Source organism: Streptomyces sp. NPDC002574, from assembly GCF_042889545.1.
In the GTDB taxonomy this organism is placed as follows: Bacteria; Actinomycetota; Actinomycetes; order Streptomycetales; family Streptomycetaceae; genus Actinacidiphila.
Genome location: NZ_JBIARB010000010.1, coordinates 203,297 through 218,096, shown reverse-complemented (window position 1 = coordinate 218,096; position 14,800 = coordinate 203,297). Strand labels below are relative to the sequence as shown.

The 14,800-nt window shown below is 72.8% G+C and carries 7 protein-coding genes; 1 reads left to right on the top strand and 6 read right to left on the bottom strand.

Going from position 1 to position 14,800, the window contains the following annotated elements; genetic code table 11:
• Window positions 1-22: 22 nt before the first annotated feature.
• From ACFYXS_RS25635 to ACFYXS_RS25615, 5 genes are all read right to left on the bottom strand, one after another.
• A complete protein-coding gene (locus ACFYXS_RS25635) occupies window positions 23-2,023 on the bottom strand; it encodes a right-handed parallel beta-helix repeat-containing protein (RefSeq protein WP_389252080.1) in 2,001 nt (666 codons plus the stop codon).
• Between the two features lie 94 nt (window positions 2,024-2,117).
• The gene (locus ACFYXS_RS25630; protein WP_389252078.1) at window positions 2,118-3,914 is read right to left on the bottom strand and encodes a right-handed parallel beta-helix repeat-containing protein; all 1,797 of its coding nucleotides are present in this window, start codon (window positions 3,912-3,914) and stop codon (window positions 2,118-2,120) included.
• A complete protein-coding gene (locus ACFYXS_RS25625) occupies window positions 3,911-5,158 on the bottom strand; it encodes a glycosyltransferase (RefSeq protein WP_389252076.1) in 1,248 nt (415 codons plus the stop codon). Before ACFYXS_RS25625 ends, ACFYXS_RS25630 begins: the two co-directional genes overlap by 4 nt.
• A 187-nt stretch (window positions 5,159-5,345) precedes the next feature.
• The gene (locus tag ACFYXS_RS25620) at window positions 5,346-6,242 is read right to left on the bottom strand and encodes a 2-dehydropantoate 2-reductase N-terminal domain-containing protein (protein WP_389252074.1); all 897 of its coding nucleotides are present in this window, start codon (window positions 6,240-6,242) and stop codon (window positions 5,346-5,348) included.
• A 1,415-nt stretch (window positions 6,243-7,657) separates the two neighbouring features.
• Complete coding sequence (locus ACFYXS_RS25615; RefSeq protein ID WP_389252072.1) at window positions 7,658-9,688, bottom strand: thioredoxin domain-containing protein; 2,031 nt, start codon at window positions 9,686-9,688, stop codon at window positions 7,658-7,660.
• A 178-nt stretch (window positions 9,689-9,866) separates the two neighbouring features.
• Here ACFYXS_RS25615 and ACFYXS_RS25610 point away from each other — a divergent pair, with 178 nt between their 5' ends.
• On the top strand, window positions 9,867-10,865 hold the full coding sequence (locus ACFYXS_RS25610) for a helix-turn-helix domain-containing protein (protein ID WP_389252070.1): 999 nt from the start codon (window positions 9,867-9,869) through the stop codon (window positions 10,863-10,865).
• A 73-nt stretch (window positions 10,866-10,938) separates the two neighbouring features.
• Here the strand turns inward: ACFYXS_RS25610 and ACFYXS_RS25605 are convergent, their stop codons facing one another.
• Window positions 10,939-14,298, bottom strand: coding sequence for a S8 family serine peptidase (locus ACFYXS_RS25605; protein ID WP_389252068.1), 3,360 nt, complete (start codon window positions 14,296-14,298; stop codon window positions 10,939-10,941).
• Window positions 14,299-14,800: the final 502 nt, after the last annotated feature.

Genomic DNA, 14,800 nt, shown 5'->3' with positions numbered 1-14,800 from the left:
TCGGTCGACTGGTGACCGGCCGTCACAAGGTGCTGACGACGCGGTAGTCCACTTCCGCGGTGCCCGCGGGGGCGGTGTGCAGCGTCAGCGTGCCGTCGGCCGCCGCGCTGCCGGTGGCGACGGTGGCGCCGCCGGCCGTGAGGGCGTACCCGGCACCGGGGGTGAGCCCGGTGGCCCGGAAGGCCAGGTCCGTCCCGGCCGCGCCCACCGCCACCAGGGCCTCGTACGCCGCCGCCCCGTTCGGCACCCGGGCGGCGGCGGTGCCGGCGGCCGGCAGCACGGACAGCGGCAGCGGGGTGACGCTCACCGGCGAGGTGCCGACGCCGGCCGGGGTCAGGGTCGCGGTACCGCCGGCCGGGGTGAGGGCCGTGGTCACCCCCGGGAAGCCCGCGGCCCTGCAGACCGTGCCGGTGCCGCTGGTGAAGGACGCCGAACTGACCGCGTCCAGCTGGACCTTGGTCGTCTGCGTGGCGTTCTTGAAGACCATGCCGCCGGGCGTGGCCGCGTCGCCCTTGACGGTGTAGCCGAGCGAGCCCGGCACGGTGTTGCCGTCGAGGACGGTGCCGGAGGTGAACTGCGTGAGCACGCCGGAGTCGAAGGGACCCGTGAAGGTGTTGCCCGCGAAGGTCGTGCCGTCGGCCTGGTTGAGTTTGACCGCGTTGCTGCCGGTGGTGTCGAAGACGTTGCCGGTGAAGGTCAGGTCCGTCGGCCGGCCGGTGGTGCCCGTGTACGCCGGGAGGTCCGAGCCCTGGTAGGTGAAGACCGCGTACTGCACGCTGTCGGTGACGGTGTTGCCGGTCGTCGTGATGTCCTTCGCGCCGACGCTGTAGCGCAGTCCGTACTCGGCGCCGCTCACGGTGTTGTTCCGGATGATGTCGTCGCTGCTGTCGAAGACCGCGATGCCCGCGCCGTTGGGCTGGTCGTGGATGTCGTTGTCCTCGATCACCGTGTCGGTGACCCCGCGGTGGATCATGATGCCGTGCACCTGGTTGTCCGAGGCGTCGGTGTCGCCCGGGGGCAGGTACGGCGGGATGCCGTTGTGGTCCACCTCGTTGCGGGCGATCAGCAGGTGGTCGCAGCGCTGTGAGCAGATGATCCCGTGGTTGCCGTTGTGGTGCGAGTGGTTGTCGGTGATGGTCAGGTGGTCGGAGTCGTCGTGCGGGTCCAGTCCGTACGACTTGTTGTGGTCGTACTCGTTCCCGTCGAAGACCATGCCCTGGGCGTTGAAGGTGTAGGTGCCCATGTAGTTGTGGTGGAACCGGCTGCGGATCTCCGAGCCGTGGACGTCGAGGGCCGCGCAGCCGTCCAGGTGGGTCGCGTCGCAGCCGCGGCCCTTGTACGCCACGCCGTAGCTCTCGGCCGCGTAGTAGCCGAGGTAGCCGAGGTCGCTGTCGACGATGTCCATCCGGGACTCCCGGGCGACCCCGTCGGCGTCGAGGAACGACAGCGCCCGTATGAAGGCCCGGCCGCGCGAGCCGGAGGGCGCGTCGGCGGGGACGCCCGGGTCGGTGTCCGGGCCGCCCGCCGCGTCGTCCCAGGAGGTGACGGCGACCGAGTCGATGTCGATCGTGCCGTACTGGGCCGTGATCGAGCTGACGTTGGTCGCCGCGTTGTCGGCCAGGCTGCGCAGTCGCAGGGTGTCCACGTCACCGCCGTCGCCGGCCGAGGAGCCGTGCAGCAGCAGCGTCGCGCCGTTCTGCACGACCAGGTCCGCGCTCAGCTCCCAGGTGCGGCTGGCCGCGTCGACCAGTCGCAGCGGCGCCGACGCGCACAGCGACGCGATGGCCGACAGGCTCGCGGTGCCGGACTGCAGGTAGATGGTGTTCGTGCTCGACGCGTAGCGGACCTGCCCCGCGCAGGACGCCGCCGAGGAGGTCCCGGCGGACAGCGTGAGGGCGCCGCCGACGAGCGCGGTCGTGGTCAGCGTGGCGGTGAGCATCCGCAGCCGGCGCGGGCCGGGCGCGGGGACGGCGGTCGAAGGTGCGCAGCAGGCGGGACTCGTGGGGCGACGGCGATCTCTCATGGTGCGGCTCCTGTGGTCACCGCCGGGATGGGAGCGGCGGCAGGTGGTGGCGGGTGGTGGGACGCGCGGGTCGCCGTCCGGCGGCCCCGGCGGATCAGGCGGTGTTGCGTACGTGGGAGGCGACTTGCGGGGTCGGCGTCCTGCGGTGCCTGACCTGGTGGACGGTCTGCATCCCGGCGGCCAGGGTCAGGGCCAGCAGGGCGGCGAATCCGAGCCAGGGGAAGGGCGGCAGGGTGACCTGGGTGCGGCCGGCGCGGTGCACGGTGCCGGGCCCGAAGAGCGCGATGGGGGCGCGGACCCGGGAGTCGGTGAGGTCCATGCGGCCGTCGCGGCCGACCTCGATCCCCTTGCGTTCGGCCAGTACGTCCAGGGCGGTGCCCGTCGCGCGCACGCCGGCCGCGAGATGCAGACCGCGACGGGCGCCGCTGATCGTCAGGTGGTCCAGCCGGGCTGAGGCGCCCAGGTCGACGGCGGTGGTCGCGCCGGAGACGGAGCCGCCGGTCACCCGGAGTCCGGGCGACGCGGAGGACAGTCCCTTCCTGGTGGTGCCGCTGACCCGCACATCGGTGAGCGCCACGCCGGAGGTGGTGTCGGAGGCGGTGACCCCGACCCGTCCGCCGCGCACGGTGACGTCCCGCAGCGACACCTGGCGGGCCTGGCCGTAGACCGAGACCCCGGTGAGGGAGTCGCTGACGACGGTCCGGCGGACCGTCACGGCGGAGCCGGAGACGGCGATGCCGCGCTCGAAGCCCTGGACCGTGCCGCCGGAGACGGTGGCGCCGCTGATGCCCGCCGCGAGGCTGATCCCGGTGGTCCCGGTGCCGAACCGGGGCTCGTCGACGGCGACACGGCTGCCCGCGCCGGACACGGCCAGGGCGACCGGCGCGCCGTGCACGGTGGCGGTGTCGACAGTGCATCCGGCGCAGGACACCAGCCGGATGCCGCCGCCCTGGTCCCCCTGCGAGGTGACGCCGGTGAGCCGCAGGCCGCTCTGGGCCGTGGCCTTGATGCCGCTGCCCCGGTTGCCCGAGGTGCCGACGCCGGTCAGGGCGCGGTCGTCGGTGCCTGAAGCGGACAGGCCGTTGCGGCCGTTGTCCTGCGAGGTCAGTCCCTCGATGCTGGTGCCGGCGTCCCGGTTGAGCACCACGCCGTCCTCGAGGGAGCCCTTGACCGTCACATCGGACAACGTGACGCCGGTGGACCCGGCGAGCCTGAGGCCGGTGCGATTGCCCACGAAGGTGGAGCCGACGGCGGAGCCCGTGCTGCCCTTGCCCCAGGTCACACCGGAGAACCCGCTGAGGCCGGGGCCGGAGTCGGGAAGACCGAACCCGGTGACCGTGGTGCGGCTGAGGTCCAGCCGTCCGCCCGCCCCCATGAGGAGGTACGGGCGGCCCGCGGCGTCCTCGGCCGCGGGCTCCTCGCCGTCCTCGCCGACCGACCCGAGGCTGGTGTCCCGCACGTCGAGGGTGGCCCGGCTGCCGCGGATCCACGTCCCCGAAGCGGCCGTCCGCCCCGCGGTGAAGAGCACCTTGCCGGTGTCCGGCCCGATCCGCAGGGTGGTGCCGGGGGTGAGCAGGACGGCGCTCCTCATCCGCACCGCGGACGTGTCGCCGGAGGACCGGGCGACCCAGTCGTGCCCGGCGTTGGCCACGAGCCAGCTCAGGGGAAGGGCGCCCGTCTGCGGATACAGCCGGCGGACCACGGTGCCCCGGCTGACCAGGGCGACGGTGCCGGGCCGGATGACCATCAGCCGCTCCGGGCGGCCGGTCCGCTCCCAGGCCGCGGCGTCCGGGTCGCCGGCGGCGACGGCGGACGGAATCGCGGCGGACAGGACCGCGGCGGACAGCGCCGCGGTCACGGCGACGGCGAGGATGCGCGGCGCGGGGCTCACGCGACCACCTCCGACTGGGCGGGCTGGGCCTGAGCCGGAACCGAGGCCGTACGGACGACGACGCCGTTCTCCACCGAGACCTGCCGGGTGAGCCAGCGCTGCTTGCGGATGGTGGCCAGCGCGCACAGCTTGACCACGGCCATCACGAACGACACCACCACGAAGCCCGGGACCAGGAAGAACGACGACGGCTTGCGGACCAGGTGCGGCAGGATCTTCATGGACCGGCTGATCCACCACCAGCCGGCCAGGCAGGCGACGAAGAACCAGTCCTCACGCACGATCGCCAGCGTCATGAAGATCGGCGAGAAGAGCAGCGTGAAGCTGCTGACCCCCTTGTCGATCATGGTGAAGGCGAGGAACGGGTGCCTCCAGACCCAACGGCGCGACAGCGCCCGCAGATCCGAGCGCCAGGTGTTGCGGGCCCAGCGCAGCCGCTGCTTGAGGAAGATCCGTACCGTTCCGGGGAAGGTGGACCACACCCGGGCGGAGCGCTGCATGAAGGCCAGATGGCCGCGCTCCAGGATGAGCGTGGTCAGCCGCTTGTCGTCCCCCGACATGCAGGGCACGCCCATGAACGTCTCGGCCATGAAGTCCTCGGATATCTCCAGCAGCAGCTTCCGCCGGTAGACCGCGGTACGGCCGGACAGGCAGGAGACCGCGCGGCCCATCCGGGACTGGGCGGCGTTCTCGTCGAAGTACCGGTAGTCCAGGAACATGTCGTTCACGCGCTGCAGGAAGCCCCGGGGGTTGTAGACGTTCTGCCGGGTGCCCACGCCGCCCACCTTCGGGTCGGCGAAGGGCTTGCACGCCTCGGCGGCCACGTCGTCCGCCCAGATGGTGTCGGAGTCGACCAGCGCCACGAGTTCGGTGGTGCACGCCTCCCAGCCGCGCACCAGCGCGTCCCGTTTGCCCGGGACGTCGGTGATGACGACGGTGACGGGGTAGCGGGCGGCGATGTCCTGGCAGGCCTGGTCGGTGACGTCGATGACCAGGACCACCTCCTCGACGTCGTTCGCCAGCCAGGACTCGATCGCGAGGGCGAAGATCTCGGGGTCTTCCTGGTACACGGGGACGACGATGCTCATGGGCAGCCTGAAGTCGCCGGACACGGGCCGGTAGAGGGACGCCGGGGCCCGGCGGACCAGCCAGAACGTCCAGCGCACCAGGCCCAGGATGCCCAGCGGGAGGTAGACGAGGTAGTACCGGAAGTCGAGGACGGTGGTGTCGAAGAGTCCGCTCATGAGCCTGTTCTCGTGGTGTGCGGTGCGACAGCGGGCTGTGGGGTGGTGCGGGCGGGGCCGGGGCCCGGGAGGGGAGTGTCCGCGGTCCTGGGGGGTCGGCCGGGACCGGACGCCCGGGCCCCGGCGGCTTCCGGGGCCGGACGCCTGCCGGGGCGCGCGCCCCGCCCCGGCAGGCGCGGTCGGCCGGCTACGCGATGTCGGCCGTGAGGGCGTCCGCCTCCTGGTCGACCTTCTCCGCGAGGGTGTCGTTGACGGCGACGACGGCGCGCAGCAGCGGCATGTCCAGGCCGATGGTGTCCGCCAGGCCGAGGAAGCCCTGGGTGTCCTTGGGCAGGCACACCCCGCCGTAGGGGGCGCCGCCGCGAATGCCGTACAGCGGGTTGTAGGAGCCCTCGGCGGACCGGGCCACGGTCTGGGCGATGGGGTCGAGGTCCAGGCCGAGCGACTGGCTGACCAGCCACATCTCGTTCCAGAAGCTGATCTTCGTCGCGTTGTAGATGTTGTGCGCGCACTTGACGAACTCGGCTTCCGCCGGGTCGGAGAAGAAGCGCATCTCCCCGCCGAAGGGCAGCAGCAGTTCGGCCAGCCGCTCCCTGGTCCGCGCGCTGCGGGACGCGATCACGGTCATCCACGGGTAGCGGAAGTCCTCGACGGCCGAGGCCGCCCGCAGGAACTCCGGGTTGCTGGCGAGCATGAAGTCCTCACCCAGGGTGCCGCCCGAGTGCTTCTCCAGCAGCGGCTGGACGAGGCCCTCGGCGGTGCCCGGCGGCACGGTGGAGCGGACCACGACGATGTGCTTCTCCGCCGCGTCCGCCAGTGCCTCGCCCACCGAGGTGGACCCCGCCTCGAACGCGGACAGGTCGTAGCGGTGACCGACGTTGGGCGTCGGGAGGGTGAGGAAGAGGAAAGCGCCGGGTTCGGCGCGCAGATCGAGGGTGTCGCGTGCGTCGAGTCCTTCCGAGCGCAGCGCGTCTATGCGCTGGGGCAGGACATCGATGAATGTCACCTCGTGGCCGGCATGGAGAAAACCCTTGCCGGTGGCGGTGCCGACAACACCGGAACCAACGATGAAGATTCTGGCCATGGGACTGCCTCCTGATGGGACCTTGACGGGATACGTGTGGCGCCGACATCAGCGTGGAATTCATGTGAAGCGCGGGTGAACCAAAGAGCCGGGGTACAGGGATCCGGCGCCCCCTGCTCCGCCGGTCACGGCGGGCGGGGGTACGACGGAGCGGGAGCCGCGCGGTCGCTCCGCCGGATGCGGGGCGACGGCGCGCGGGTCGACGGCCGCACGGGTCCGGTCCGGCGGACCGCGGCGGGTCGGGACGTCCCCGACGGGCGGCCGGCGCACGCCACCGGGGCGTCCGGCGGCATGGCAGACACGCCGCCTCACCACGCCTACCAGCGGTTTTACCGAACCGCACCGGACGGGGACGTCGAGACCCACGAGGTCACCGATCGGGCCCGCCGGCTCACTCGGCCGGCGTCGGCCCCCGGCCCGGTGGGAGCCACTGACAGCGGCCGGTGCGGCCGCGCTTCCGGAGCCGGCAGTGGTTCGCCCGCTGCCTCTCCGTGTATTCCGGACGACGCGGCGCCGCACCCCAAGCGGCCCCGCCCCCGTGAATCGCGAGTGCCATGCTGCACTCACCCCCCTCCGAGTCGGAGTAAGAAAGTTATACAGGGGCCGTGGAAGCGGCCGTGTAAAAGAGTTTGTTACGGGCACATGTTGCCCAGATGACGCGACGGACTTCCCCCGTTTGCTGACGATCCGCCAGAAGTACGCCTCTGTAAGCGAGTCAAGATCGCCACCCGGTCCCATTCGGCTTCTCACGGAAAAGCGGTGCGCCCTCCGGAATGCGGCAGCCGAACGGAGAGGCATAAAGAAAAGCGGAACGCCGGGCATTGCGGGTCCTTTACGGGATCCGCACCTCGGACTTTTCACGTCTTCACATTTCCGTGCCGCATGCACCGGCGCAGTGCCGTGCCCCGCACCGCGCGACCGGCGGCCGGACGCGACGCCGCTCCACCTGCGGCCGCACTCCGCCGGGGCGGCACCCCGCCACCCGCGGCCCGGGCCGGCCGGCACCGCGGCGAATGCGGGCGTGCGCGCACGGTGACAGGACATCGAATACCAACGGGAACGCGACACTCCGCCGGAACCGGGACACGGCACTCCGTTCGGTACGTAGGGCATCCGTTCGGGGACCGAAAGCCCGCGCCCAATTCCCGGCGGGGGGACCGGGACCCGGCGGCCGGACCCCACAGCGCGTCACCGTCAGTGAACGCTGCGCAGCGCTCCGGGGGCCGCCGCGAGAGCCCGCGGCCCATGATCACCCGCCAGTACCGGTCATGTCCGGAACCGGACACTTTCCGTTCGGCGCCCCGCAACCCCACGACAAACTGGGCGATTTCCCATGAAATCGTCCTGATGGATCGTCATCAGCCGTGCCTCCGAACGCACTTGTCGACAGAGGCCCGGCCGGGGGCACCCCGGGGTCAGCGCGTGCCGAGCTGCTCCCCCAGGGACCCGGGGTCGGCCGTCGGGGCCGCGCAGACGAAGTGGCGGCAGACATAGGCGGCCGGACGGTCGCCGAGCAGCGGGCGGTCGGCCAGCAGGGCGTACTCGTCGGTGCCGGGCGCGCCGACGGCGACCACCGCGCCCGGGGCGGTGCCCAGCAGCGCGACGCGGTGCAGTGCCGCCGTCCCGGCGTCGCCCGCAGGGCCGACCACGGCGACCTCGCGGGGGCCGTCGAGCGCCGCCTCGGAGACCGCCAGTCCCCAGCCGATGAACCGCGGCACCCGGCCGGCGAGCGCGCCCACGACCCCGAGCGCCTGCTCGGCTGCCTCGCGGTGCCGGTCCGAGCCGGTGTACGCGGCGTACGACAGCAGGGCCCCGGCGGCGGCCGTCCAGCCCGAGGGGGCGGCGTTGTCGGTCGGGTCCTGGGGCCGGCGGATCAGCGCCTCCGCGTCGTCCGCGGTGTCGTAGAGCGCCCCCGCCTCCCCGGTGAAGTGCCGCAGCACGGAGTCGAGCAGCAGCCCCGCGAAGTCCAGCCACACGCCCTCGCCGGTCACCGCGGTGAGCGCGAGGAACCCCTCCGCGACGTCCGCGTAGTCCTCCAGCACACCGGCGTTGACGCCCACGACGCCGTCCCGCGAGGTCCGGGCCAGCCGGCCGTGCTCGTCCATGTGGACCCGCACCAGCAGGTCCGCGGCTTCCACGGCCGCCGCGACGAGGTCCGGCCGCCCGAAGTACGCGCCGGTCTCGGCCAGCGCGGCGATCGCCAGCCCGTTCCACGCGGCGACGACCTTGTCGTCCCGGCCGGGGCGCGGGCGGGTCTCGCGCGCGGTGAAGAGCCGTTCCCGCACGGAGGCGATGCGCTCCGCGTCGGCCGGCCCGGCGTCGGCGGGGAGTTGCAGCACCGAGGCGCCCTCCTCGAAGGTGCCCTCCTCCGTCACGCCGAAGTGCGCCGCGGCCAGGGCCGCGTCCGCCGGGCCGAGGACGTCCTCCAGTTCCTCCGGCGTCCAGACGTAGAACGCCCCCTCGCCGTGGCCGCCGCCCGGCTTGTCGCTGTCGGCGTCGAGCGCGGAGGCGAAGCCGCCCTCGTGGGTGCGCAGTTCGCGGACGAGGAAGTCGGCGGTCTCCAGGGCGACCCGGCGGGCCGGGTCGGAGCCGGTGGCGCGCCACAGGTGGGCGTAGACGCGGCAGAGCAGGGCGTTGTCGTACAGCATCTTCTCGAAGTGCGGCACCACCCACTCGCGGTCCACGGAGTAGCGGGCGAAGCCGCCCCCGAGCTGGTCGTAGATGCCGCCGCGGGCCATCGCCTCGCAGGTGTCCGCGGCCATCTGCAGCGCACCCTCGGAGCCGGTGCGCGCGTGGTGCCGCAGCAGGAACTCCAGGGCCATCGACGGCGGGAACTTGGGCGCGCCGCCGAAGCCGCCGTGCGCGGCGTCGTAGTCCCGGGTCAGCCCGAGCAGCGCCGCGGCGAGCTCCTCCTGCCCGGGCGGGGTCGTCCCGCCGAGGGCCATCGAGCGCGCGCCCAGGTCCTTCACGATGCTCGCCGCGACCTCCCCGACCTCGTCGCGGCGCTCGCGCCAGGCCGCCTCGACGCCCTGCAGCACCTGCCGGAACGAGGGCATGCCGTGCCGCGGGGCGGGCGGGAAGTAGGTGCCGAAGTAGAACGGCTCGCCCTGCGGGGTCAGGAACACCGTCATCGGCCAGCCGCCCTGCCCGGTGGCCGCCTGCACGGCCTCCATGTAGACGGCGTCGACGTCGGGCCGCTCCTCGCGGTCGACCTTCACCGACACGAAGTGCTCGTTGAGGTACGCGGCGGTCTCCTCGTCCTCGAAGGACTCCCCCGCCATGACATGGCACCAGTGGCAGCTGCTGTACCCGACGCTGAGCAGCACCGGCACCCCGCGCTCCCGGGCCCGCGCGAACGCCTCGTCGCCCCACGGCCACCAGTGCACGGGGTTGTCGGCGTGCTGGAGCAGGTACGGGGACGTGGAACCGCTCAGTCGATTGACCATGGTCCCAGCCTCACACATCGCGCCCCGCCGCCGCGCCCCTCCCGTACCGCCACGCGGTTGCCCCGGGCAACGGACGTTGTCCGCGGGCGGATGTGCTGATGAAATCGAACGCCGGACGGAACGCGTTGTTCCGAGGCGGAGCGCGGCGATCGCGCCGGGCGGTGATCGGAGGGACAGCATGCTGGAGACGGTGGGCCTCACGGCCGCCGAGGGCGAGGTGTACCGCCTGCTGCTCGGCACCGAGTCGGCGTCCGCCGAGGAGGTCTCGGGCCGCTGCGGCCTCGACGCCGCGGCGGTCCGGCGACTGCTGCTCGCGCTGGAGGCCAAGGGGCTGGCGTACCCGGTGGAGGACAGCCCCGGCTGGTTCGCTGCCATCCCGCCGGAGGTCGCCCTCGTACCGCGGCTCCAGCGCCACTCCGAGGACCTGGACCGCACCCGGGCGGCCGTGTTCGAGATGGTGCAGGCGTACCAGCGCGGCGCGCGGGCCCGGGTGAGCGGCGAGGCGATCGAGATCATCAGCGGCGCGGCCGCCCTGCGGCAGCGGCTGCGGCAGCTCCAGGACAACACCCGTCACGAGATGACGTGGTTCTGCAAGGCCAGTTACGTGGCCATGTCCCCGGAGAGCAACCAGGAGCAGTTCGCCGCGCACGCCCGGGGGGTGCTCTACCGGGTCCTGTACGAACAGGCGTACTTCGACGACCCCGGTTCGGTCGACAACGTCGTCAGAGGGGTGCACGCCGGCGAGGTCGCCCGGGCCGTGCCCCGGCTGCCCCTGCGGATGGCGGTCTCCGACCGGTCGGTGGCCGTCCTGCCACTGGCGTCCTCGGGCGCTCCCGGCAACCCCAAGGAGCTCAAGGCGGCGCTGGTGCGGGAGAGCAGCCTGCTGGAGGCGCTGATCGACCTGTTCGAGCGCTACTGGGAGGTGGGCGCCCCGCTCCGGGTGACCGAGGAGGGCCGGATCGGCGGCGCGGACCCCGAGGACGCCGCGTCACTGGCCGCCGAGGACCGGCACCTGTTGTCCCTGATGGTGGCCGGCCTGACCGACGGGGCGATCGCCGGGCAGCTCCGCGTGAGCAAGCGGACCGTCCAGCGCCGCATCCAGGGGCTGATGAGCCTCGCGGGCGTCGCCACCCGCATGCAGCTGGGATGGCACGCGGCGCGCCGCAACTGGCTCTGAGCGCCGCACAGCCGCAAGCGCGGGTCCGCGCTTGCGGCTGTGTTCACGGCTGTCCGTGCGGCCGTGCTCGCGGCTACTTGAGGAGGTAGGCCTTGATCACGGTCTCCTTGAAGGAGTTGCCCGCCGCGTCCTTGACGTAGGTGCGCAGGCTGACCGAACCGCCCGCGGAGCGGTGCGGGCTGTCCACGGTCACGGTGCGCTGCATGCCGGACCCCTTGACCGCGGCCGACTGCCACGTCCTGCCCTCGTCGTAGGAGACCTCGAAGGTGAGGGTGCGGATCGGCGACTCCACGGCGCCCGGCGTCCGCTGGACCAGGACCGGGATGCGGAGCTCACGTCCGGCCCTGGCACGGTTCCACTCGTCCAGTTCGGGCGACATGCGGACCGCGTACAGCGGCAGCGCCTGGCGGGTCGCCGTGGTCTGCGACCGGAAGCGCCATTCGGCCGACACGTGCGTGGAGACGGAGCTGGGGGCGAGGTCTCGGTCCTGCTCGGACGTCAGGCGGTAGTCGGCGGGGGTGGCGTCGGCGGGTACGTCACTCATGCTCCAGTCCTGGGAGACGAGTTCGCCGTTGCGCCGCAGCTCCACCTTGGGCATGCCGGACGTCGTGTCGGCCACCAGGTCGAGGTTTCCGTTCGCGGCCGACTGGAAGGGGCGGTAGATGGTGTCGCCCTCGCGGAAGGCCGCCATCTGGGAGGACAGGCCCACGGCCTGGATCCCGCCGTTCCAGCGCTCCTCGACCTCGGCCCCGGCCTTGTAGCTGTGCAGATCGCCGAGGTAGCTCTGTCCGCGGGTGTCCGGGTCGAAGAAGTTGTTCTGGTCGAAGGCCGTCTGCCAGCGCAGGCCGTCGGCCGACGAGAAGTAGTCGACCCGCCGGGTCGGAACCGGGAGCCCCGTCATCGAGGGTGCGCTGAAGCGGACGTTGTCGACGTACATCCAGACCAGTCGGGCGGCGGTGGTTCCCGGGGTGGTGGCGGCGAAGGTGGTGTCCACCGTGGCCAGTTCCGATGTGCGGGGGCGGTACCCCGGATCGGCCGGGATGGCGCCGTGCACCGGCCGGGTGAGGTAGTAGACCGACGAGGGGTTGCCGTCCGCGCCGGCCGGGTCACCCCAGACGGTGCTGACGAGGTAGGTGAACTTCGCGTCCTTGTCCCGCGCCGTCGGGGTCGCGTACACGCCCTCGATGTGGTCGTTGCCGACCGCGTTGTACATGGTGACGGAGAGCAGCTCGTCGCCGCGGCTGATGGTGCCGACCTCCGCCGAGAGGATGCGCGCCGAGCGGCTCGGCGCCGAGACGGTCACGGGCTTCGCCTTCCGCGCGTCGATGGCGACCTGCCGGTCGGCGGTCATCACGACCTTCGGCACACCGACGATGACGCCCTCGGTGAAGGACGCGTCGAAGAAGAAGCCGCTCACCGAGTAGGTGTCCTTCGGCAGCCGCACCACCGTGCTGCTCTTGCCGAGCGCCTCCACCTCGTACGACTTGTGGTCGGCCGACTGGACGAGCAGGTAGGCGGTGTCGGGGGCCGCGCCCGTGCGGCTCTTCATGTCGATGCGCAGGTCGTAGGACGGCTGCTCGAGGTCCAGGCCGAACGGGACGCGCACCGACACCTGGTGGTCGGCGGTGACCGCGCTCACCACGCCGCTGTAGGCGGCGTAGGCCGCGGTGGCCTCCGGGGTCGCGGTGAGGGTGACGTCCGCGGTTCCGTGCGCGGGCACGGTGACCGTGTCGGCGCCGAGCCGGAACAGGCCGTCGGGGGCGGGCTTGTCCAGCAGGCCGCTGCTCGCGTTCTGCGCCAGCCGGAGGGTGAGCGGGGCGGCGCCCGGGTTGCGGTAGGTGATCTTCCGGCTCACCGGCGGCCGACGGCCGTCGGTCCAGCGGACCAGCCCGAAGTCCACTCCGGCGACGTCGGCGGTGACCTCCTGGTCGACCGCGCGGGCCACGTCCACGCGCCCGGCGCCCTGGTAGTAGGCGCCGTGCTCCATGGCACCGGTCGCCGACTGCATCAGCTGGCGCTTGACCTGCTCGGCGGTCCAGTCCGGGTGCTCCTGGAACAGGATCGCGGCGGCGCCGACCACGTGCGGCGTGGCCATGGACGTGCCGTCCATCGCGATGTAGCCGTCGTCGGCGGTGGTGCCGCCCGCCCTGGCGGCGACGACGCCGACGCCGGGGGCGATGATGTCCGGCTTGAGGCCGGAGTCGCCCGTCCGCGGGCCCACCGAGCTGAAGACGGCGCGGTCGTCGTCGGCCTCGGCGGCGCCGACGGCCAGCGCGCGGTCCGCGGAGGCGGGCGACGAGACCCTGCTGCCGGAGCCGTTGTTGCCGGCCGCGGCCACCACCAGGACGCCGTAGTCACGGCTGACGGTGTCGACCATGGCCTCGACGGCGTCGGTCTCCGGCGTGTCCGTGTCGCCCAGGCTGAGGTTGATCACCTTGGCGCCGTGCTGGGCGGCCCAGGCCAGACCCTCGATGATGGCGGAGTTGTCGCAGTTGCCGTCCCCGGTGCACACCTTGCCGGACAGGATCTGGACACCGGGTGCCACACCCTTGTACTGACCGCCGGAGAGCGCGCCGGAACCGGCGATGGTCGAGGTGACGTGGGTGCCGTGGCCCATCAGGTCGTCGGTGTTCGGCTCGGAGGTGAAGTTCGCCGACTCGGTGACGAGGCCCTTGAGGTCCGGGTGGTTCGGGTCGTAACCGGTGTCCAGCACCGCGACCTTGACGCCGGTGCCGGTCCAGCCCTTCTCCCAGGCGTGGGGGGCGCCGATGCGGGTCGCCGTGCTCTCGGCCTGCACCTTGGAATGCCCGTCGAGCCAGACCCGGCGCACGCCCGCGCCGAAGGACGTGGCACCCGCCTGGCCGGGGGCGATGCCCTTCCAGAACGCCGCGGCGTCCTGGCGGTGTTCGGCCAGCGTCGCGAAGGGGGTCCCGGCGACGGTCTCCACGCCGTCGGCCCCGGCCGTGGTGAGCCGGCGCTCGGCGGTGCCCGCGTCACCCGCGTACTGGACGATCAGCGGCAGGCTCGACCGCTCCGCGTACTTCCCCGCGACCAGGGCCGAGACGTTGAACAGCGCCGCGTCGAGGCGGTCGGTGGCCAGCAGGGGGAGGGCGTCGACGGGTATGACGGTCCAGTCCCGGCCGCTCCGACGCTTGACGAACGTGATGTGCTCGCGCCCCTTGGCGGGCTCGACCGTGACGCTCTGCCGGCCCGAGGGGTCCGTGTCCAGCGTGACCCGGTCACCGGTGATCAACGTGACCTGGTGCCGGGTGATCCCGGCCGCCTTGCCCTGCACGCCGGACCCGCTGCCCTGGCCGGTGTCCTGGGCCGCCCCGGGCGTCGCGGTCAGACCTGCCAGCAGCGCCGCGAGAGCGGCGGCCGCCACGTACTGCGGCCGCGGGCTCCGCACCCTCGGCCGCCACCTGCTGTTCATGTGTCTCATGGCGAGACAGCATGTCCCCGCTGATGGCGGGGGTCAGCACCTCGTTGTTGTCCAGCAGGTGCCAAGTCACCTTTGCGCCACGGCACAGGGGGTACGAAGCGGCCCAAGCCGGGATCAACCACGGGAACGGCCCGGTTGCCGCCACGCGCTCCGGGCGCCGTCCGGCCGCACGGGGTGCGCCGATGCGCCATGAACCGGCCGCCACCGGGGTCGTGCCGCACGCTCCGCCTGCGCGAACAGCGCGCGGGGCGCGACACGCAACACCTGCGCGACGGGGCCGTACCGGCCGAACCGGACAAGTACGTCGAGAAGGTACCGGCGCTGACGACTGCCCCGGGCCGGGCCCGCGCGCCGTTCCGGGACCGCGATGCCGGCCGCACGAGGCGCGCGACCCGCGGCGCGCAGCGGCTGGGCGGCGGGGGCGTACCGGCCGAACCGGACGCCGGTGCGCACCCGTGCCGCGGGGTCTCGTTGCGGGCCGCCGCGCTTCGGC

Excerpts from the sequence above, each read along its gene's own strand:
- ACFYXS_RS25620 (WP_389252074.1), bottom strand. The coding sequence starts at position 6,242 with ATGGCCAGAATCTTCATCGTTGGTTCCGGTGTTGTCGGCACCGCCACC.
- ACFYXS_RS25615 (WP_389252072.1), bottom strand. The coding sequence starts at position 9,688 with ATGGTCAATCGACTGAGCGGTTCCACGTCCCCGTACCTGCTCCAGCAC.
- ACFYXS_RS25635 (WP_389252080.1), bottom strand. The coding sequence starts at position 2,023 with ATGAGAGATCGCCGTCGCCCCACGAGTCCCGCCTGCTGCGCACCTTCG.
- ACFYXS_RS25625 (WP_389252076.1), bottom strand. The coding sequence starts at position 5,158 with ATGAGCGGACTCTTCGACACCACCGTCCTCGACTTCCGGTACTACCTC.
- ACFYXS_RS25605 (WP_389252068.1), bottom strand. The coding sequence starts at position 14,298 with ATGAACAGCAGGTGGCGGCCGAGGGTGCGGAGCCCGCGGCCGCAGTAC.
- ACFYXS_RS25610 (WP_389252070.1), top strand. The coding sequence starts at position 9,867 with ATGCTGGAGACGGTGGGCCTCACGGCCGCCGAGGGCGAGGTGTACCGC.